Origin of the sequence: Staphylococcus sp. GDY8P126P (genome assembly GCF_017891965.1) — a bacterium.
In the GTDB taxonomy this organism is placed as follows: Bacteria; Bacillota; Bacilli; order Staphylococcales; family Staphylococcaceae; genus Staphylococcus; species Staphylococcus saprophyticus.
In genome coordinates, this window is sequence record NZ_JAESKG010000009.1 from 2129 (window position 1) to 24870 (window position 22742).

General features: G+C 29.3%; 17 protein-coding genes. 12 read left to right on the forward strand and 5 right to left on the reverse strand.

All coding sequences use genetic code 11. From position 1 onward, the window contains the following. The coding region (locus KA893_RS14060; RefSeq protein WP_245336557.1) for a rhodanese-like domain-containing protein at positions 1-175 on the reverse strand (175 nt) is incomplete at its 3' end. A gap of 137 nt (positions 176-312) precedes the next feature. Here KA893_RS14060 and cstR point away from each other — a divergent pair. From cstR to KA893_RS11105, 12 genes are all read left to right on the forward strand, one after another. Then, positions 313-573 (forward strand): persulfide-sensing transcriptional repressor CstR, encoded by a 261-nt coding sequence (gene cstR / locus KA893_RS11050; RefSeq protein ID WP_002510747.1) that lies wholly within the window; start codon positions 313-315, stop codon positions 571-573. Continuing rightward, positions 573-1328 carry a sulfite exporter TauE/SafE family protein gene (locus KA893_RS11055; RefSeq protein ID WP_210125783.1) on the forward strand — a complete coding sequence of 252 codons (756 nt, stop codon included), beginning with the start codon at positions 573-575 and terminating at the stop codon, positions 1326-1328. The genes cstR and KA893_RS11055 overlap by 1 nt, the downstream gene beginning before the upstream one ends. Before the next feature lie 633 nt (positions 1329-1961). Further along, complete coding sequence (locus KA893_RS11060; RefSeq protein ID WP_135021269.1) at positions 1962-3506, forward strand: hypothetical protein; 1545 nt, start codon at positions 1962-1964, stop codon at positions 3504-3506. A 158-nt stretch (positions 3507-3664) separates the two neighbouring features. Further along, a complete protein-coding gene (gene ssb / locus KA893_RS11065) occupies positions 3665-3955 on the forward strand; it encodes a cassette chromosome ssDNA-binding protein (RefSeq protein WP_107556531.1) in 291 nt (96 codons plus the stop codon). A 47-nt stretch (positions 3956-4002) separates the two neighbouring features. Further along, entirely contained in the window at positions 4003-5748 is a 1746-nt protein-coding gene (cch1, locus tag KA893_RS11070) for a cassette chromosome replicative helicase (protein WP_232345972.1), read from the forward strand. A 90-nt stretch (positions 5749-5838) separates the two neighbouring features. Next, positions 5839-6129, forward strand: a complete 291-nt coding sequence (locus KA893_RS11075; protein ID WP_107577895.1) for a hypothetical protein — start codon at positions 5839-5841, stop codon at positions 6127-6129. A 178-nt stretch (positions 6130-6307) separates the two neighbouring features. After that, the gene (ccrA, locus tag KA893_RS11080) at positions 6308-7657 is read left to right on the forward strand and encodes a cassette chromosome recombinase CcrA (RefSeq protein ID WP_075100307.1); all 1350 of its coding nucleotides are present in this window, start codon (positions 6308-6310) and stop codon (positions 7655-7657) included. Between the two features lie 21 nt (positions 7658-7678). After that, positions 7679-9307, forward strand: coding sequence for a cassette chromosome recombinase CcrB (gene ccrB, locus KA893_RS11085; protein WP_210125785.1), 1629 nt, complete (start codon positions 7679-7681; stop codon positions 9305-9307). A 540-nt stretch (positions 9308-9847) separates the two neighbouring features. Next, positions 9848-10777, forward strand: coding sequence for a ketopantoate reductase family protein (locus KA893_RS11090; protein WP_210125788.1), 930 nt, complete (start codon positions 9848-9850; stop codon positions 10775-10777). A gap of 566 nt (positions 10778-11343) precedes the next feature. Continuing rightward, positions 11344-11694, forward strand: a complete 351-nt coding sequence (locus KA893_RS11095; RefSeq protein WP_210125805.1) for an SAUGI family uracil-DNA glycosylase inhibitor — start codon at positions 11344-11346, stop codon at positions 11692-11694. An 84-nt stretch (positions 11695-11778) separates the two neighbouring features. Further along, positions 11779-12090, forward strand: coding sequence for a DUF960 family protein (locus KA893_RS11100; RefSeq protein ID WP_069855724.1), 312 nt, complete (start codon positions 11779-11781; stop codon positions 12088-12090). Between the two features lie 15 nt (positions 12091-12105). Further along, complete coding sequence (locus KA893_RS11105) at positions 12106-12612, forward strand: DUF1643 domain-containing protein (protein WP_210125790.1); 507 nt, start codon at positions 12106-12108, stop codon at positions 12610-12612. 189 nt (positions 12613-12801) lie between these two features. On the opposite strand, the gene KA893_RS11110 is transcribed toward KA893_RS11105, so the two are convergent. The 4 genes from KA893_RS11110 to KA893_RS11125 all read right to left on the reverse strand — a co-directional run bounded on the left by KA893_RS11110 (position 12802) and on the right by KA893_RS11125 (position 22345). Then, a complete protein-coding gene (locus KA893_RS11110; protein WP_210125792.1) occupies positions 12802-16413 on the reverse strand; it encodes a type IIG restriction enzyme/methyltransferase in 3612 nt (1203 codons plus the stop codon). Between the two features lie 466 nt (positions 16414-16879). Then, positions 16880-18043, reverse strand: a complete 1164-nt coding sequence (locus KA893_RS11115; protein ID WP_210125794.1) for a hypothetical protein — start codon at positions 18041-18043, stop codon at positions 16880-16882. 43 nt (positions 18044-18086) lie between these two features. Then, a complete protein-coding gene (locus tag KA893_RS11120; RefSeq protein WP_210125796.1) occupies positions 18087-19877 on the reverse strand; it encodes a DUF4209 domain-containing protein in 1791 nt (596 codons plus the stop codon). 395 nt (positions 19878-20272) lie between these two features. After that, positions 20273-22345 carry a DUF262 domain-containing protein gene (locus tag KA893_RS11125; RefSeq protein ID WP_210125801.1) on the reverse strand — a complete coding sequence of 691 codons (2073 nt, stop codon included), beginning with the start codon at positions 22343-22345 and terminating at the stop codon, positions 20273-20275. Between the last annotated feature and the right edge of the window lie 397 nt (positions 22346-22742).

Genomic DNA, 22742 nt, shown 5'->3' on the forward strand with positions numbered 1-22742 from the left:
TTTTATCTTTATTGAACGATTCAATCTTATCTACAGGATGTAATGTCGCACCATTTATATGTGCAAGCTCATATTCTTCTTGTGTTCTAACGTCAATCAGTTGACCTTGTGCACCCAATTTTTCTAATTCTTGTTTACTGAAATTATTGATATGATTTTCGTTATATTGTTTCATATTAACCTCCTAATAAATACCTATACAGGTATATTAACTAATTATTTATATTATGTCAAATACGGTAGGGGGTATTTGACATGTTTACTTTTATCGTTTATTATGACTTTATTCAATTAAAAGTGGAGGAAATAACTATGAATTATGATAAAAAAATGATTAATCGTATTAATAGAATACAAGGACAACTCAATGGCGTTATTAAAATGATGGAAGAAGAAAAAGATTGTAAAGATGTCATTACTCAAATCAGTGCATCAAAAAGTTCAATCCAACGTTTGATGGGAATTATCATTAGTGAAAATTTAATAGAATGTGTAAAAGCAGCAGAGGATAATGGTGAAAATTCTGAAGAATTGATTAATGAAGCCGTTAACTTATTGGTAAAAAGTAAATAATGGATATTTCAACTATTATTATGATGTTACTTATTGGGGTATTCGGAGGCTTTATTTCGGGTCTAGTAGGTATAGGTGGCGCCATCATTATTTATCCAGCTATTTTATTATTACCACCACTATTTGGCGCTCCTGCGTACAGTGCATACATGGCATCAGGACTTACTTCCAGTCAAGTCTTTTTCAGTACTTTAAGTGGGTCATTAAAAGCGCGAAAAAAACCAGAATTTTCGCCACTATTAGTGCTTTACATGGGTAGTGGCATGATTATAGGCAGCATGTTAGGTGGACTGTTAGCAAATTTATTTAATGCTACATTTGTAAATACGATATATATTATCATTGCTTTACTCGCATTAATTTTAATGTTTATTAACATAAAACCGAGTTTAGATCAATCTTCCTTTAACAAACCATTATTAGTTATGGTTGGTCTTTTCGTTGGTATCATTTCGGGTATAGTTGGAGCAGGCGGCGCCTTTATTATTATTCCTATATTATTAGTTTTATTCAAATTACCAATGAATACGGTGGTTGCTAATAGTATAGTAATTGCTTTTATATCTTCAATTGGCGCCTTTATCATTAAACTTATACAGGGATTTGTTCCTTTTGAAGACGCATTATTTCTAATAATAGGGAGTATTCTCTTTGCTCCCTTAGGTTTGAAATTAAGTAAAAAGATCCCTAACTTCATACAAAAATGGATTATAAGTATTTTAATCATTGTTGCAATTATTCAACTTATCTTTTAATCAATGAAATTTGTCAGGCAACTCCTGATATTTATAATTATACACACCAAAAATTAGGTATTAGTATCACAAAATAGCATTCAATAACTATGGATATAGTAAAGGGATTAGTAAAGAGAAACATAAAATCAATAATAAAGAATTCGATTATTCAAAAGACCTTTGTGACATTGTATCAAAAAAACAAAAAGCCTATCATTATCTATTTAAATCTTAGTGATAAAGTACAAGAATTAAATAGCTTTACAAGTTTCGTGTTTATTATCAATATATTATTTAACCTAAATTGAAAATCCACCCAATTAATACTTTAAATTGGGTGGATTTTCAGGATTATTTATTATATGGCTCTACTTATCTGTTGATGATGCAGTTTTTATAATCCTTATTAATGACTTATAAAACATGGAAAACGATAATCATTTAAACTTAATGCTCTTTTACACAATACCTGACATCGTCATTCCCTTTTATTTTTTACATTTCCAACTTAACTTCATGAATTAATATAGCAATGGAATTTTAACTTTCATAATCATCTACCAAACTAGAACGTAAGTTCCCTTAATTGTATAACCATTTTAGATTATATTTATTATAGAAGTAAATAATAATAAAGGAATGATCTTACTTATGGCCTTACAATTAGTTTCAAAGAATAAATTTACATTTATACAAAACCTACTTTCAGATATAAACTCTACTTTAGAAGCAATAGATTCCTCTTTAGATATTGAAGTAATTTTTGAAGAAAATCCAGAATACATTCAATTCAAATTTGTAGACGATACTCTCTATTTCAAAGATATGCTACCATCTTTAATTGATTTATTAGGTGTTGAAGATGGAGTTCGGACTTTCATAAATAGATTCAATAACGCTTTTTATGAAATATTGTCAACCTATGATCAAGTTATAGACTTAGATGAGCAGTTCATTAGTTATAAAAAAACAATATATAATAATTTATTTGCTTCGAAAGATTCGTTACATTCTCATATACTGCTTTCATTACACAATGATAATCTTATTCACCTCGATGAAAGAAATTATAAAATAGTTCGTTATCAAACTTCAATTGGCTATTTTGTGTCACATGAATTCAAATTTTACGCTAAAGAGAATAAAGATATCTTATCTTTAGAGAATATGCTTAATACTGCATTTAAAATAAAAAATGGTCTTAAAAGAAAAGAAGAAAGTGATTTTGTTCCTTATAAACAGTCAATTAAAAACAAAAATTTAGATAACCTTAAAATCATGGATAATATAAGCACCATTTTTAATAACTCAGATATTTCAAACGAAAGTAAATACTCAAAAAAGTATTTTAGTAATAAACAAATAATAAATTCTGTATGCAATACTTTAAAAAATAAATACAACTATTTAAACAAAAAAACCATTAAAACGATAGAAGTTAACCTAGCCTCCTTTATTGAAAAATTATCCAAAGACAAGAATCCAGGAAAGTATTCATTAGAAGACCTATTAACTATTTTATCAATTTTTTACTTTAGATATCTTTATATTGATAGTAACGAAGATAACCATAAAAACTCGCCAGGTGATAATTTATACTTTTCACTACTTTTTAATCGTTCACCATTGAATAGAATTAATAGTACTAAAATCATGTATAAACAACTCCATAATGATTCAAACGATAAAATCCAGTTACATAAAGATATTCAAAAACTACACAAAGATATAAATAAATTAACTGATAAGCATTTATATATACAATTTGAAGAGGGTAAGGAGAATGAGTATCTAAACATAAATCCAAGTAACGAACTTCGAATGTTTTCAAATATCTTTATACATAAATTATTTTACATCGAACAATTTTATCAATTCGAATTATTATTAACAACGTTAAGTGATATAGACAGTTTTATACTTCAAAATTTGAACTATATCCAAAATAATCCTTCCACATTTATCACATTCATGAACTCACTAAATGATGCAATGAAAAACTTTGAAAAAGATACAGTAAATATAGAGAAAAAAGCAACTAATATTACGTTAGAAAACCTCTTCTATGATGATTTAAAGTTTCTAGATTTTAGTGATTTGCCTAATAGCCATCTATCTTTAATTCATTCGAACGCTATTTTTGAGAAAGTCCACCTTAGAAAACACTACTTTAAAATCAAGTCTTCAAAGAAATAGAGAATTTAAAAAAAATCTGATTACTGAGTTTATCCCTATTTGCGATAATCACCGTCTAACTTTCAACAAAGAGTTAGACGGTGATTCTTTTTTCCTTTGATTTAATAAGGTTACGGAACATTAATGTTCCAACTAATAAAAAGGGAGATGTAACTCTTATGGAAAAAACTAAAGAATTTTATCTATTAAAAAAACGCGCTACGGGGGTCGCATTTAATTTACCTGTTGGCACTCAGTTTACGTTTCACGATTTAAATATGAAGGCTCATGTTATCTGTTCAACTAAGGTTCAACAGGATGTTGGTCGCTGGTTTGCGTATTTTGTGAAGCACGCACCACGTGTACCATTCGTTATTATTGGCAAGGATTCTAACGGTCATTTAATTTACCGTAAAGTAGGTCCTAATCCTCATCACAATAATAACTATCAGAAAGGGAGTGGCTTCTAATGAATACTTCACACTTACCTTTAAAGTATGGAAATGCAACATTGACAATGGCGGGATGGTTTTTAACCATCCCTTCAAAAAAGAAAGATGCAGATAATCAAGATGTGTTTATCGCAAGTCCAATTGTCATAACAGCCAGATTCATTGATCCTATCTCAAAAGTCGAAAAGATTATTCTATCAGACTTCAATCATGCAGAATTAATTGAAGAAGCTGATATATTATCATCTCAAAAGCTTCCAACCATTATCAAATTTGGCTTTAATGTTAATGAAAAATATATACGAGACTTGGGTTTCATTCTCCAACAAATGCGTGCTCAAACACCCCTATCACCTATGTATCAAGGTGTAGGTGTCATTAACACTGAGAACTATCCTATCATATCTTTAGATGAACCTTATGTATCTAAGAAGGTGCTATCTTCATTAAAAGAAGATATTCTATGCGATACACAATATGATTTACGGCCAAAAGGTACTTTTGAAGGCTGGTGGCAAATGTATCTTGATGAAGTAAAAGGAAACTTGTTACTCGAACTTGCTGTGATATTTGGTGCTTCATCATTAGTGACTGCTTTCTTAAAATCAAAATATGAGGTTGAATTCACAGGTACTATTTTCTCATTTACTGGGAATTCTAGTACGGGAAAATCCACAGCGGCCGCTTTGGCAGTATCAATAGCCGGTAATCCTACCAAAGGTAACAATACACTGTTTAGATCATGGAATGGTACGAGAAATGCACTTGAAGGATACTTGAGTCAAAATTTTGGCTTACCTATTGTATTAGATGAACTATCAGCTGCAACATTTAAAAGTACAACTGGTTTGCTCTATTCTATTGCTGAAGGTCAAGGGCGTCAACGAGCTAATATACATGGTGGTGTTAAAAGCTTGAAAAATTGGGGGACAAGTGTCATCAGTACAGCCGAACATAGTATTTTCAATAATAGTGCACGTAATGATGGATTAAATGTTCGTACCATTGAAATATCAGAAGCTTTTACGACAAGTGCTGATAATGCAGATGCCATTAAAAAGGCAATATCAGCTAATTACGGTCATGTGATGCCATTAGTCGCACAATATCTACTTAATCGTGAACAAGAAGTCATACAATGGTTCCATACTGAACATCAATGGTTTAAAACGAAACTTGAAAATGAAACGAGTCATACAGGTATTCGTATGTTCAAGCGCTACGCTACCATTACGACATCAGCTCGTATATTAGAACGTGTCATTGCGACACCTATTGATTTGGATGCGATTAGAAATTATTTACTCAATTACCATTCAGATTCAGTAAGTGAGCGCTCTCTTGCTGATAAAGCAATCGAAACAATTATTCAATTTGTAGCACAAAATAGAGGGAAGTTTTCTGAAGATAATAAGTTATCAACCATGGTAGAAAATTATGGGCTCATTGAATTAAAGGATAATTGTATTCAAGTCAAAATGCTTAAAGATGTTTTTAAACATATGTTGGAAGAAAATCAATATCAAGACGTAAATAATGTTATCGATGCACTCCGAGATAAAGATTATATACATTCAGATGCCAATCGTAAAACAACCAAGCGTAGTGTCAAAGACAAAGCAGGCAAACCAACAACAATTGTGTTTTATCACATTAAGCTTGATAAATCTTACGCCCATATTTTTGGTCTAGCTGATAAAAGCGAATCCAATATGCCCTTACCATTTGATTCTAAACATCCACATCCTTTACTTGGAGACATGATTGCACAAGCAAATGAATGGGATAAGAACGGAGATATTGACCTGTAATGGTTACAATATGTTACACAATAAATTCGCTACAACACCTGTCTAAAGGTGTTGTAGCACAAATATTAAGTTATAGAGAGGAATTGCACTATGAATACAATCGTACTAGCTCATGAAATTGAAGATGAAAGGTTTTATTACTTAGAAGGCACACCTTTAGATACCGTGAAGGAGTGCTGCGAACAAGAGGGACACCAAATAACTAACACTTACTCAGATGAACGCAAGTTAGTTAATGATATTTTAGATAACGTAATCACACCTACGACCATTGTAGCCTATGGAGACTATGAGGATTACATTCATTTAGAAGAAATTTGCTCAAGGAAAAATATCGATTTCCTTACCACTTTTGATATGCAACTAAAGAACTGTTGTTAACACTATGAATAACGAGGTGATATATGTGGACGAATTAATCACACTATTAGCCGATTTGGTTATTGAAGAAATTAATCGCACTGATGACTAATCATATCGCCCAACACCAGTAAGGTGTTGGGCTCATCTATAAATTCGTTCATAAATATATATTATCATGATGAAAGGAGGAAACTCGATGAAACAAGCTATTGGTTATTTACGCCAAAGTACAACCAAGCAACAATCACTCACTGCACAGAAACAAACTATCGAAACGCTCGCTAAAAAATACAATATTCAACACATCACCTTTTATAGTGATAAGCAATCAGGCAGAACGGATAATCGAACGGGTTACCAACAAGTTATCGAACGCATTCAACAAAGACAATGTGACGTATTATGTTGTTATCGCTTAAATCGATTACATCGTAATTTGAAAAATGCATTAAAACTTATGAAACTGTGTCAAAAATATCATGTTCATATTCTAAGTATTCATGATGGCTATTTTGATATGGATAAAGCGTTTGATCGCCTAAAGCTCAATATATTCATAAGTCTCGCAGAATTAGAGTCCGATAATATTGGTGAACAAGTCAAAAATGGACTTAGAGAAAAGGCAAAACAAGGTAAACTCATCACGACACATGCACCATTTGGTTATACCTATCGCAATGGCACATTCACAATTAATCAAGATGAAGCACCAACGGTTAAGGCAATATTCCATTACTACCTACAAGACTATGGTTATAAGAAAATTGCGCAATACCTAGAAAAAGATGATAAATGTATTAATCGTAAACCCTACCAAGTACGCGCTATTATCACGAATCCTAATTATTGTGGTCGCGTTATCAATCAATATGGACAATATGACAACATGTTCCCATCTATTGTTTCGACCAATATATACGAACAAGCTCAAGCAATACGGTCACAAAAACATACCAAACGGACTCCATCAGATAATCAACTTCAGAAGAAAATAAAATGTCCATATTGTGGATCAACCCTGACTAATATGACGATTAGAAAAAAGCACCATATATTACGTTATTATACTTGTCCTCAAAATATGAATGCATCACGTTTTGTCTGTGCATTCAAAGGAATCAATGCGCAAGTATTAGAAACAAGTGTCTTAGCGACTTGTCAGGACTTCTTTCAGAACCAACAGCTCTATTCAAAAATCAACCATACAATTCAACAACGACTCAAAAGACAAAGGGACATAGAAGCTAAATATACACTCACGCAAGAACAACTGATAGATAAGCTTGCCAAAGGTATGATTGATGCTGAAACATTCAGGAATCAGTCTCAATCAGTGCTTCAAAAGCGCAAAACCATATCCTCAATAAGTGATACTCAGTTGCAAACATCACTACAAAAGGTTATACAAAAAAGTTTCACGTTAAACATGTTATATCCCTTTATTGATGTCATTCATATTACTAAAAATAAAGAACTAAGCGGCATCTATTTAAAAGATGAGCCACTAAACATTGTTAATCAAGCGGTACAATCATCAACTGCCTAAACAAGAAAGGATGAATCAGCTATGCAACAACTCAAACAAAAACGTGTTGGTATCTATGTTCGTGTATCGACAGAGATGCAAAGTACAGAGGGATATAGTATCGACGGACAAATCAATCAAATCAGAGAATACTGTAATTTTAATAACTTCGCAATTGAAGACGTATACGCAGATAGAGGTATCTCTGGAAAATCTATGAACCGACCCGAATTACAACGCTTACTAAAAGATGCAAAAGAAGGACATATCGATGCTGTTATGGTCTACAAAACAAATCGCTTAGCACGTAACACCTCTGACTTACTCAAAATTGTTGAAGACCTTCATCGTCAAAATGTCGAATTCTTCAGCTTATCTGAACGTATGGAAGTTAATACAAGCAGTGGTAAACTGATGCTACAAATACTTGCGAGCTTCTCTGAATTTGAACGTAATAACATTGTCGAAAATGTCTTCATGGGCCAAACTCGACGTGCTCAAGAAGGCTATTATCAAGGTAATTTGCCATTAGGGTATGAGAAGATTCCAGATAACAAACATGAACTGATGATTAATCAACACGAAGCCAATATCGTTAAATATATCTTTGAATCATATGCTAAAGGGCATGGGTACCGTAAAATTGCCAATGCCCTAAATCACAAAGGATATGTTACTAAAAAAGGTAATCCTTTTAGCATCAATTCAATAACCTATATCTTAGTCAATCCATTCTACATTGGTAAAATTCAATTTGCGAAGTACAAAGATTGGAATGAAAAGCGTCGTAAAGGACTGAATGATAAACCTATTATAGCTGATGGTAAACACCCTCCTATTATTAGTCAAGAATTATGGGATAAAGTCCAATCACGCAAAAAACAGGTCAGTCAAAAACCTCAAGTTCATGGAAAAGGTACCAATCTGTTAACTGGTATTATTAACTGTCCGCAATGTGGTGATCCTATGGCCGCAAGTAATACCACCAATACACTTAAAGATGGGACCAAGAAACGCATTCGATATTATTCATGTAGTAACTTTCGCAACAAAGGATCAAAGGTATGTTCAGCCAATAGTGTTAGAGCTGATGTTATCGAAAAGTATGTTATGGATCAAATACTCGAAATAGTCAAAAGTGATAAAGTTCTCAAGCAAGTTGTCGAACGTGTTAATCAAGAAAATCAAATCGATGTAGCTTCACTTAACCATGATATTGCTTATAAACAACAACAATTTGATGAAATTAACACTAAACTTAAAAATCTAATTCAAACCATCGAAGACAATCCAGACTTAACATCTGCACTCAAACCAACTATTCATCAATATGAAACACAACTCAATGACATTACAAATCAAATGAATCAACTCAAGCACCAACAAAATCAAGAGAAACCATCTTATGATACGAAAAAAATCGCTGCCCTATTACAACGAATATTTCAAAATATAGAATCCACGGATAAATCACAGCTCAAAGCTTTGTACCTAACGGTTATTGACCGTATTGACATTCGTAAAGATGAGAATCATAAAAAGCAATTCTACGTTACACTAAAACTTAATAATGAAATTATTAAACAACTTTTCAATAATAATAATCTAGACGAAGTGCTCCTCAGCACTTCGTCTTTGTTTTTGCCTCAAACACTCTACTTTCAAATCTAATATCTATGTACTGTCCTTTCGTCATTCAATAACACCCATCTAACGAATCTTTTCAACATACTAACAAGTCATAACTCAATGTGAAGCTTATATTGTATGACGAAAGAACATCCCAAAATAAAATGTTAACGGGATAACGACAGGATTCAATAACTTCATGTAACAGAAGGATTACGCAAGCGTAATCCCAAAATCCCATTATTATTTATAAATAAATAAATAATATAAAAAGAAAAAATTAAGCGTCAGTACACCTACAACCCAAATTATATATAAATATAGAGCTCTATTTCCCGAGAAATAAGCGGGATAACGGGATTTCCTTGTCATACCAACAATGAGCATGCATTTCGGTTGGGATATTTTCTGAATTTCAATGGGATTTTCAAATAATACTAAAAACCATAATATGATAACCAACTGAATGATGGTTCAAATCAAAGAATTGCGCAACAATTCACTAAAAGGTCTAAAATGATATAATTCAATTATATTGTAATATTGATTATAAAATCTAAAAATAGCTAAGGAGTGTATTTTATGTACAAAATAGCCATAGCAGGTGCAGGCGCAATGGGTGGAAGAATTGGTATTTCTATAAAAGAAGCTGGTTATGACGTAACACTTATAGATAATTGGGAAGAGCATGTTAATCAAATTAATCAAGATGGCATGAACATTAAAACAGAAACAGATAACTACTCAATTAACATTCCCGCAATATTAACCAAAGATGTTTCAGCTGAATTTGATCTCATCATAATATTAACCAAAGCTATGCAATCTGAAGAGATGTTACAACGTTTACAAGAAGGTGGCTGTATTCATAGTGGGACAGCTATATTAAGTATGATGAATGGCTTAGGTCATGAAGAGCGATTATCACAAATTGTTCCGCTATCACAAATCTATCTTGGCGTAACTATGTGGACAGCTGGACTGCGCGGGCCAGGTCAATTATTACTCGAAGGCGAAGGATCTATATATCTACAAAGAGCAGATGGTGAAGTAGATGAACAAGCTAATACTATACTTCAAATATTCAATGACTCTGGCTTGAATGCACAAATTAGTTCCAATGTATTCGAATCAATATGGTCTAAAGCTACACTCAATAGTGTTTTAAATCCTCTATGTACGATATTAAACAAAACCATTTACGAATTTGGTAATTATGCACAATCAGATGAAATGATTATGCCAATTATTGATGAAATTGTCGCAGTTGCAAAGGCAAAAGACATTCATTTGGATCGTAATGAGCTTTTTAAAAAAGTTGTATCAGCCTATCCAAAAGAAGCTCAAGGACTTCATTACCCATCAATGCATCAAGATTATTCAAATGGCCGCTTAACTGAAATAGACTACCTTAATGGACAAATAGCTGCTTATGGAAAAGAATTTAATATACCTACACCGATTAATACAATGCTAACTCATCTTGTCCACCAATTAGAATCAAAATTATAATAACTACAAAATCAAATTTAATCATTCTTCTCTCGACGAAGTGCGTCTCAGCACTTCGTCTTTATTTTCACCTCAAACCCTCTTTCTCAAAATATAATATAAACATACTTGTCCTTTCGTCATTCAATAACACGCATCTATCAAATATTTCAACAAACTAATCAGTCATAACTCGATATGAAGCTTATATTGATATGACGAAAGAACATCCCAAAATAAAATGTCAACGGGATAACAGCGGGATTCAATAACTTCATGTAGCAGAAGGATTACGCAAGCGTAATCCCAAAATCCCATTATTATTTATAAATAAATAATATAAAAAGAAAAAGTAAGTCGCAATTACTCCTACAAATCCAAATTATATAAATATATGGCTATATTTTCTGAGAAATAAGCGGGATAACGGGATTTCCTTGTCATATCAACCTTTCTCACAAATATTGCTTGGGATATTTTCTGAATAACAATGGGATCCACAAACGAATTAAACTTTTTTTGAAGCATATATTATCTATATGGTGTATTACATGTATACATCAAAAACATTATAGGAGGTCATGACAATGACACTAGAAAAACAACTCAAACATTATATAACAAACTTATTCAGTCTACCAAAGGACGAAAAATGGGAATGTGAAGCCATTGATGAAGTGGCAGATAATATCCTTCCTGACCAATATGTCAGACTTGGTCCACTCACCAACAAAATACTTCATACGTATACTTACTACTCTGATACCCTTCACAAAAGACATATATATCCCTTTATCCTCTACTATCAAAAACAACTTATTGCGATTGGTTATATTGATGAAACAAACGATATGGACTTCTTATATCTTCATAATACAGTTATGCCACTACTAGACCAAAGACACCTACTTGAAAAGGAGCATCACAATAATGAATAAATGGATACACATAGCTCAGATAAGCGTCACAGTCATTACAGAAGTTATTACAATAATGAAAGATATAGAAAAGGAGAAATGAGCATGGAACGTTATATTACACGTGGTATTGCCAATTACTTGCCGGCAATGTTGCAGCAACAGTTATGGAAACTTGTAGCGCAACGCGAAAACGAACAATTCAAGGAACTAGAAGAGATTGATTACTTTCATATATTCCAGTTCAATATGCATAATAGTCAATTATATATCAAACATAAGCAAGAACGTCCAGAGTACGTAAAAATTCATAAGGCAAATTATTCAAAAGCTATCAATATTAATAAGGTCTACATTATCCGAGAAGATGATGTAGACCTTTCTTATTACGTCATGTTACTACCCGAAGAATATTAATAGGAGGCATCAATAATGCAGAATATACAATGTATATTAGAAACTGAAGCAGTATTTAGTGACGATAATCAACATCGATACTTACTCAAAAAAATGTGGGACAAAGATAAAAAGGTAATTTCAGTTATAACTTGTTATCCAAATTTTGAAGGAACCAAAAAATTAGATTTAACGACTCAATTAATACTAAATAAAATATTTGAAATGGAAGACTTCGGATCAATTATTTTTGTGAATCTATACTCTAATATTACAACACCTATCAATCTCAAACATTTAGAAAATAGCTGTGATAAACACACAGATATTCAAATTATGAAGGCAGTGAAAGAATCGGATGAAGTGATATTAGCATGGGGTGCATACGCTAAAAAACCAGTAGTTGAAGCACGTGTCAATGAAGTATTAGAGATGTTGAAACCACATAAGAAGAAGGTGAAACGACTCATGAATCCAGCAACCAATGAAATTATGCATCCACTCAATCCTAAAGCAAGGCAAAAATGGGTATTGAAAGCTTAATAAATTACAAAAATTGAGTACTTTACTACTATTTCACAAAAACCGAACATATACACAAAGCCTCAAAGAAATTATAAAATTGTTGATTATTAAAATAATTTAAATGGATAATAAAATAGAGCATCCTTTGCTATGTAAGAAGGATGCCCTATTAACACTAATTTTTAAAATAGTATTCAGTTTACTCTATTAAATCTCAAATTCTCTGATGATTTTTTTTTCTTTTTCCGCCAAACAAAATAAGTCCATTACGAATTCATTAACTTCCTCATTAAGACTCTCGACTAAATTCTGATTATGATTTTCTTTCTTAATTTCAGCCATAAGTCTCTCTACTTTTTGAGCCAATTCTGCTTCTTGTTTATCCGTAGCCACTGGAATTGGAAATTCTCTAATTTGATTCAACCTCATTTGAGGAAATGTATTTCGCTGTAAAAAATTAAGTTTTTTAATAGTGTAAAAAGATAGTATTTTAGAATTAATAACACCAATTAAAAAAAATGGATTAGATTTTATATTACAGATACTCTCAATACTTTGCTCATGCACAAAATCATCTGAAACAAGTGTCGCTCTGAAAGAGTAATTAGATTTTACTGGTATTCTTGCTATTAATATTCTTTCTCCTTCAAAAATTTCAGGGTTTCTCGGTGCAGCTAGATGTTTTCCATACTTTAAATATTGGCCAGTCCAATTTATTTTATATCTTTGTAAATCACGACCTGAAAGAAACTTGCGGTAGGTGCTATCTTTTTTTTCTAAATCAAAAAATGATTTATTTGCTTTAAACAAATCAAATTCTTCCTTATTCTCCGGTTGTTTTGGCGTACCTTTGCCTCTTTCAAATACTTTTAATCCATCCTTAACATTTGCAAAATTACCTTCAAGAACTTTTGAATTTTTTTCTATCTGAAGTAAAATATTACTGAAATTATTATCTGAAACTATTATAATGTCGTTATTGAGAAGAGTATCTGCATCAGTTTCTGCAATTACTGTAATTTCACCTGACTCAATTTCACCTAAATCTATTTTCTTTGCTCGCTGAGTATACATATCAATTATGCAAACATCGACCGAGGCTTCATCAAAGATTCGGTCTTTAGAATTAATAAAAGTCAATTCATCAAAATTATTTAATATATGGTGTCTTAAGCTTTTATACTGATTAATCGTTAAAAATGTATTTGGAATAATAAATGAAATTCCACCACCTTTTTTAACTAACGAAAAAGCTAATTCTAAAAATAAGCCAAATGTATTTGCTTGATAGTGATTTAACGGATAAGTTTTAATATAGTAATTTTTCATTTCTTCAGTAAATGATTGGTTTTTTGAGAAAATATATGGTGGATTTCCAATTATGAGATCAAATCCTATGAATTTCCCATTTTCTTCAAGTATTTCTGGAAATTCCATACGCCATTCCATCCCTCCACTATATATTGGATTTTTCAAGCGAATTTCAAGTTGTTTTTGCGCTTCTCTTACTTGCTTTTGAACTTGCTCATATTTTTTTCTTTCAATAGTATCATCAAAGAGACTAATTTGACTAGCTTTTCCCAATTCTTTTTCAAGTGATTTTAATCGTTTGAGTTCAGGACTGGAAACAGTATCATCAAAAGAATTTTTAAGTTTTTCAATTTTATCCCATATTTGAGCTTTTATTTTCTTATCATTTGTAGATTTGTATTTTTTCACTAAAGCTAAGTATTCTTTAAAGTCAGTACGTCGCATATCAAATTCGTAGTTTATATCAAATTTATGAAGTAAACTATCCCCCACTTTAATGTTTATATCTATATTAGGTAGGGTGGTCAACACTTGTTCGTTAGTTACCTTGTCTTCATAATAATATGATGATTTCAGAAGTTCAATCCACAATCTTAATCGACAAATATTCACAGAACTTGGGTTAATATCTACCCCAAAAAGACTATTTTCTAATATATGGCGCTTCATATCAAAGATAGCTTTTTGAATCTGTTCAGATAATTTATTATCTCTCTGATAAATAAAATTATTACCAAGCATGTCTTGAATAATCAATTCATCATTTATAACGTAACATTGAATTAAATTTCCAATATGATTTCCATCACTGTCAAAAAGAACATTTAATTCACTTTTTAGAGCAATAATTTCATTTAGAATGGAAACTAAAAAATGTCCAGAACCAACAGCTGGATCACAAATTTTCAAATTATTTATTGCTTTGTTAACTTCTTTTGCCACTTGAATATTTCTAATTTCAAATTTTATATCCTCAATTGATTTACAAGACCAACCAAGATGCTCGTTTATTTTATCTACAATAGTTGTTCTTATAGATTTCTTCGACATATACATTGTAATATGTCCAGGAGTGAAAAACGAACCATCTTTATAACCATTTATTTTCTCAAAAATTAATCCAAGAACTGAAGCATTAATTAAATCGTTTTTCGACTTTTGATGATGAGAAATACTAGTTGAAAAGTCATAAGAATCCAAAAACTCAAATAAATATTCTAAGAAATTAATTTTTCCCTTTTTTCGTTTCTTATTCATACCTTTTAATATAGTCTTATCAAAAATACAAATATCCCCTTCTGGTAGACGATCAATACCAATCCCATCTCTTGACATTTCTAATTCTGTTTCTTCAAAAAGGGATGAATTTAAATATGGAATAAAACTATATTTTTCTTGAACTCTACTATTTCTATCCGGGTTTTTCCTGGCTAAAACCGCAAAAAAGAGGTTATAAATCTCTTCAAAACTAAATAGTTTTTCAAAAGTTAAAAAACGATAAGAATTATCCTTATTGAAAAGAACTAGTTGTGATTCTAACAATTTCAAAAATAATATTCTATTCATCCAAATAACCGTTAGTTGAATAGCAATTTCTTCTTGTTTTTCCTTGAGAACATCTTTTAATTCAAGTTTGCCAATAATATTTTCAACAAAAGAAAAGTGTTGTCTTTTATCAGGTTTTAGCCGAGAAATAACCTTAGAAGTTCCTTGTTGTATTTCTTCTAGGCCCATAAGGTACAATAATTCATCGTAAAATGCTTTATTCAGCTTATTGGAATCTGTAAAAATTTCCTTATTCAAAAGATTTTCAGCAGTAAAAAAACGATAAATCTGAGTTAGATTATTTTTCTTAATCTCAATTTTATTACCTTGTTTTAGAGCATCTCTCAAGTCAAAATGAGCAATCGTAATACCTTTTTCAATAGCTTTGTCAATTTCAGGTGCTACAACTTCTGAATATAAAAAATCCGTTTTATTGCTAGATAGCTGATTATTATAAAATTTAGTAAATAAATCTACAAGCTTTTTATTTTTGAAAAAATATTTTTCTACCTCTTTGGCTTCAATAATAAACCATGATAATCCATTTGTAATAATGATTTTTTTAATTTCCAAATTTTTGTAAATTAGTCTCTCAGTAAGATAATATGCGACAATTTCTTGAAAAGCCTTAGTATTAAATTTATCCTTACTCATCATTTCAGATTTATTTGTTAAACTTTTATATTCAAAAAGAACTCCTAATGAAGAACTTGCACTTTTACCATTATAAATAGCAAGATCAATTCTATTAGAAGTATTGATAAAGTTATTTGGTAATATCTTTTCTAAAAGGTTTTTCAAAATATTTTTTTGATACTCTTCACTCTCATTTTTGTTGTCTTGAAGATGTTTTAAATAATCTATAAGCCTTTGATTAAATATTTCCTTTTCATCGTCTAAAGGCATGATAGTTTGAACAAATTTATTCATACTTTCCTTTAAGCCAATACCTCTAATTGCCATACTATAACCTCAATTCAATTTCTAATAGTCTTAAACATTTTAACATTTCTTAATCAATAGTTTACGTAATACTCTTAGATAGTTTTTTAACTTATTATAACACTACCTTTGTTGTTTTAAAGTACATCTAAAATATAACCACAAATTATATTGATGGAACTCAAACCATTTAATCATTTCTTAGGAACTTTAGTACTACAGAAAACACAAACTGTACTGTTAGAATCTAAAGGGAGGACCTTTCATTGACCATTGACCATTCATCTTTTCTTTGCTTTCAAATTTTTTAACATTTTTGTTATTATAATACCACATCACTTATGATATGTTTCCTACATACATAAGTACCCTTTTTTAAAAACCGCATCATTTATGATATGCTTCCCCTTGTAAGTGATATTACTAAAGTAAAAAATCATTATAATGGCTTAATACTTTATTTTCTCTATAATCGACTCTAATAATTCTATTTTGAAACAATTTCATTAATATAATTTTCATACATCTCAATATTTTCTTGTATGTTGTACTTTGCTTCTCTTACATTAGAAATTCTAATATCTCTACCTTTTTCTAACAATTCTTGTATTTTAGAAGCTTTATCTTTTGATAATTTTTTAAATATATTATTTTCTCTATATACATATAATTTTTCTTCATGTGCTAGCATCCTGCTTATTGAATAGTTATTTATCACATTACTCAAGCCTTTATCTGCTGTAAAAATTGAATGTAAAAAAACTTCTTTGCTATTGGTATTTCTTAGAGCGATTTGGTCTTCTGATGTTCTAATATGAAATAAATCCCAAGCTATACCTTTTAATTTACTCAATAAATTTTTACTATTCAAATTGGTAGATTTAAATATATTATTTTCACCATTATTTATGTAATCAAAAATAACACTTAACTCTAACTCTGAGTAAGCTAATTTATTTTCAGTTTCTTTAATAAAATTTTGAATCAAGTAAACAATTTTATTTTCTGCTGATTTTTTACTACTATTTTTTATGAAAAATGCCATTAAAACTAATAGATAAATTGCTTGAAATTTCAGTATATTAGAGTCTTGTATATTCATCATATGATAGTATCTATCATCTGTATCTAAAATAACTTCTGAATCATTAAAATATCTAGAGAAATTGCGATTTTCAAAATCAAATTCGCTTATTCTATCAAATATGGAAAATGATAATATTGTTTCATATGAAATTATTTTATTTATACTATGGATATTATTTCCATTTTCTATTAAATAAGGTACGCAGCTTATTTGTTGTTTACTTTTTTTTATATTATTTAAAATTTTAAAGAAATCATTCTCATATTCATTATTCACAATCAAATTTCGTAAATAGCTCATTACGTTACTATCAAAGTCAATACATTGGCCGACTTGAATTAATTCATTACCATTTATTACTTCATTATCAATAATTATTAAATTATCATAGTTGGCTATTTCAACAATATGGTACTTATCGCTATTAGTTAAAATTTTGGGGATTTTTCTTTCATACATCCTTTCATCAATATCAAATAAACGTGATCCTTCTAATAATTTTTTATTTTGAGAATATTCAATTAATGGTTGTTGTGTGATTAGTAGCAACTCTTCTAATTTCATGATATGTCCTCCACAAATATTATATATATATTTTAATTATCAATTAATCAATTTTTTCGATATTATACGTAGTTAATATCAAAAATAAATAAATAACTAAAATACATTTTGTGTAATTTATATTATGTAATTCTATTAATCCATGAGCAATTTCATTACGTAAGTTTAACCCCGATTGTTCAACCATCACAATTTGAATTAGTTTATGAACATCATTTCCTAGGGCTGATCTAATATCATCTCTGAGTAAAAATTCATTAAACGTTACTTCTTGTTGTGTAATTCCTTTCTTAATAGAGGTAGTTGAATAACCAAGTTTAGAAAACATTCTTCTAACTACTGATTCAAATTGAGGTACCAAAATATGAATAGCGCTTATATAATCCTTTTCTAAAAACTTAGTAATTCCACATTTAATAAAAGGAATATTCTTACTATCAAGTAAATCCCATCTATTAAATTTTTGCATGAAATCTTCAGTAGAAATTTCAAATTCTGATATTAATATATCAAAAATAGCTTTAAGAAGTAACTCAACATTAATATTTAAATGATTCATGTAATAACTATTAAAATTGATTGTTTTATTATCTTCTTCTGTAGTAGTTTCCACTATTTTTTTTCCATCATTCAATAAACCTTTTGAAATTAAATTTTGTAAAGGAAACTCTTTACTTAACTTATCAACCTGATCTTCAATTACTGTGATTTTAGGTATTAAATCATTACTGTATGCTATTTTATCTAACGAATTTTGTATATCTAACGAAGTAAAATGTTCAACGAATTTATCAATTTCCTCTTCTGGAAATTCTATTGGAATTCTTATTAGACTCATTTCATTACTTTTTTCGTATTCTTCATAGGTTCTTTTCACTAAAATTTTCATCTCCTTAATTTTTTCTCTTTCACTAATTTTCATATAATGCTTCATAGCTTTTTCTAAAAAATACGCTTTTACCAATAAACTCTTATTTTTTCTTCCTTGTTGATATTCTGCTTCTAATTCATAGCTTTTTCCAATTTCTTTTTGCAATTCACTTATTCTTCCAGAAGAAATTAAACTGAATTTCTTGTATTTAATAAGTTCTTCACAAAATATTCTATGTAGGTGATAATTTTTATCTTCAAAATAGTTTTTAATAGCATTTTCTAAAGCAATTATAATTTTATTTGAATGACCTTCTAAAATTATTTTTTTGTGCTTAGATTTTAAAATTTCTCTTGTAATTTTCGAAAGTTCATATAACCCACTATACTCATTATTATCACCAAATTCACTAATTTGTAGATAAATTAATTCGACAGCTTTTTTGAGTCTTTCCCTATCTCCCATTAGAAGAGATACTTCAACTAATCTAGCTAATACTGAGGTGTAACTAAATCCTTCACTAGAATGTGAAATAAGTTCAACTAGGCATGATAGTAAATATTGTGAAATCTCATATTTATTTTTAGCTGTTTTCTTATCACCATATTCAAATAAGAAATCGGAATATCTTGCTTTTAAAAATAAATTGTTTGTCTCATTTAACCTTTGCTCATAGTATTTAATTTGGTTATCAGTAAATTTTTGAGTATCTGGCCACTCTTTACCATCAGCAAAACTAATTACCGCTGCAAATCTTCTTTCATTTTTATTTTTTGATAAAATGGGGTTTCTCTCACATAAAGAGAAAATTTCAATCTCATATTGTGCCAATTTCGCTTCATTTTTTAGATTTTCATTTTCAGCCCAATCTCTAATTTTTTTAAAGCCTTCTCTAAATTCTGTATAATATTTAGTAGTCTCAATTAATTCCAAATCATTTACTTTTTCTTTAAATTTATCCATATCTCACCTCATTGAATTTAAAATGCACTAATAATCCACAACCTATTTTTCATTTTTACTTATGATAGCTCTCGCCATATTAATGATTTTTCAAAAAATATAAAGAGGCGCTATTGAAAAGAAGCGCCTCTTATTTATTACTTTTTCTTTAGTATATACAGCAAATATGTTTAGGTTTATATATTTTTCTATTTGAGTTTCTTTAACACTTGGAAGTTGCGATAAGTAGATTCTCTTTTGAAACAACCATTACGAATTTCAAAATTCTTTATATAATTGAAAATACAAAAACAGCTCAATAGCACAAAAATAATTCATCTTTACATATTACAACAAAGTTATTTATGTAACATTTAATTTACATATAAAGAATAAGAATATCAAAAATATAATCACTATTTAGCTTCGATATCTAAAGATAATTGATCAAATTGTATATTATATTTAGATAAAATTTGATTAATATAATTCATTTTTCTATAAGTCGATAGGTTTAAAAATAGGTGAATACCTGGAACAATTTCTTCAGTGTGGTTATTTTTTTCACTAAATAGTATCGATTCAATACCTATATTGGTATCAATTTTTGTACATTCTAGTATTGGATTTATATTTATTTCTGCCAAAATTTTAAATATCTCTATGAAAAAATCTTTCCATGTACTGACAGGAATATATTGATCATTTATAAATGTAAAACCATTTATCTTATAACCAGTGAAATCTTCATTACCACTGTAAATAAACAATTCTTTTTCCTTTTGTTCTTCTTTTATGGTTGTCTTAGGAAACTCCCATATTTTCATAGCAAAATCTATTAGTTGATTTGTTCTTTCTATTATTTCTGTTTCAGTCCAATTTTGTTTTTTAGCTGGTAATTTATTCAAAACTATAAAATGACTATCTTTAAAACCCTTTTTCATATTCTGTTTTTCCTCGAAACTTTTATTGCTATATTTCGAGTTATAACCAGTTATAGTTAAATTCCCTAGGCTATTTAAATAATTATCGTATACTAATTTATAATTACTTCCTAACATTTCTTTCCAATTAATGCTTAACTTCTGAGGCATTATATGCTCAATACTATAATCGTTATTTTTAAGCCCTTCATAAATAGATAGCGATTCTATATGATTATAATTTTCTAGCCTTTCAAATATGTATGAACGATATGAAGTATTGATATTATACCAATCATTATTTTTCAAACTGTTAACTAGTTCTTCATTTGTAGGTACTTTACCTGATCCTTGTTTATTTAATAACAAGTAAGTAATAATATCTGAAGCTTTGTATTGCTTATCAAATTTATTTTGATATTCCATTAAGTCTTTATATAAAGTGGCAATAATTTTATTTAGTGCATTTGAAGGTACTTTAGTAATTATCCTTCTTGCTATATATTTTTCAATTATTTCCATTACTTCTATTGATTCTTTTTCAGATATTTTACCTGCTATATAATCATTAATAATAGCCATTATAAAAGGTCTTATCACTGTTACATTTAATTCTAAAAACCTATTTAAAATACTATCTAATCCTTTAGATCCTGAATTACATTCAATAATGGTTTTATATGCATTTGAAAAATCATTAATATCTTCAAACAATGAATACTTATCTACATCTTCATTGTAACACCATTGCTTAAACTCATCATATACATTAGAAATTTTAGGAAATTCAGCTTTTTTTATAGTTAAATAATATCTGAAAAATTTACTTACTTCAAAATGTGTTCTTTCTTCCAAAGGTTCCCAATAATTTTCAAAATATCTATTTTGCTCAGATAAATTTTCATTCATTAATAAATAATTACGTATTTTATCTGCATCAGTTAAACCTACTCCGGTGGAATTAAGGCTTTCAAAAATCAATTGTGGATCATCTTCGGGTGAATTAAGATTAACTACCATAAATTGGAGTTTTTGTATTGAATTCATTAGTTGATCAACAGATATATTCATTTTCTCTATTCTTGAATAGAAATAGTTGTAGTTTAAAGTCATATTAGATGAACGATCATAAAATTTTTCATTACCGAATAAGAGTTTATATGATTTATAATCTCTAGGATTGGGTATCAAAGTTAATTTATCTGTAGTATCTAAATATTGATCTTTTAAAAAGGTATTTAATACATACTCAGAAGATAAACGGATATTATCATCTTTTTCTTTATTATTATCTAACCAGTTTTTTATTGCTAACATTAAAAGTGATAATGTTGTTAAACGCTGTTGTCCATCAATAACAACTATTTCTTGTATGTATTTACCAGGTTTAACGACAATGCTACCAAAAAAATGTGTTTGTTTATTTTCAGTTTCTAATTGTAATAAATCATCAAATAATAACGCACAATTTTCTTTTTTCCAATCATAATTTCTTTGATAAACAGGTATAATAATTTGAGTCGCTCCTCTTAAAAATTCTATTGCTGAGCGTATATTACCATCCATAATCAATCCCCCGATATTTTTAGAATTTTATTTTATAAATTTGTATTTTTAGTTATCTTAACCCAAATTATTCGTCTTTATTCCCTTATCTTCATTATATCATTTTTGATTTTTATAATGTCCGTATAATCAATGTATTTATAAAAAAATTTTTAAAGAGCAGTATTTTAAAATAAATTGAGTTAAATAATATTAAAAAGCAGAAAAATAAATGATGATATAGCTAATGATGGACTTTTTGAACAATACGTAAGTCTTGGGGGTACTAAACAATAAAAGATTCGCACGTATCCTTACTTTTTAAAAAACACCATAAATTAGTTTATATTTAATAAAAACAATTCTTATCTAGGTGGTTTTAATAGCGTTATTGTTCAATATCATTTTCTTAGTTTTA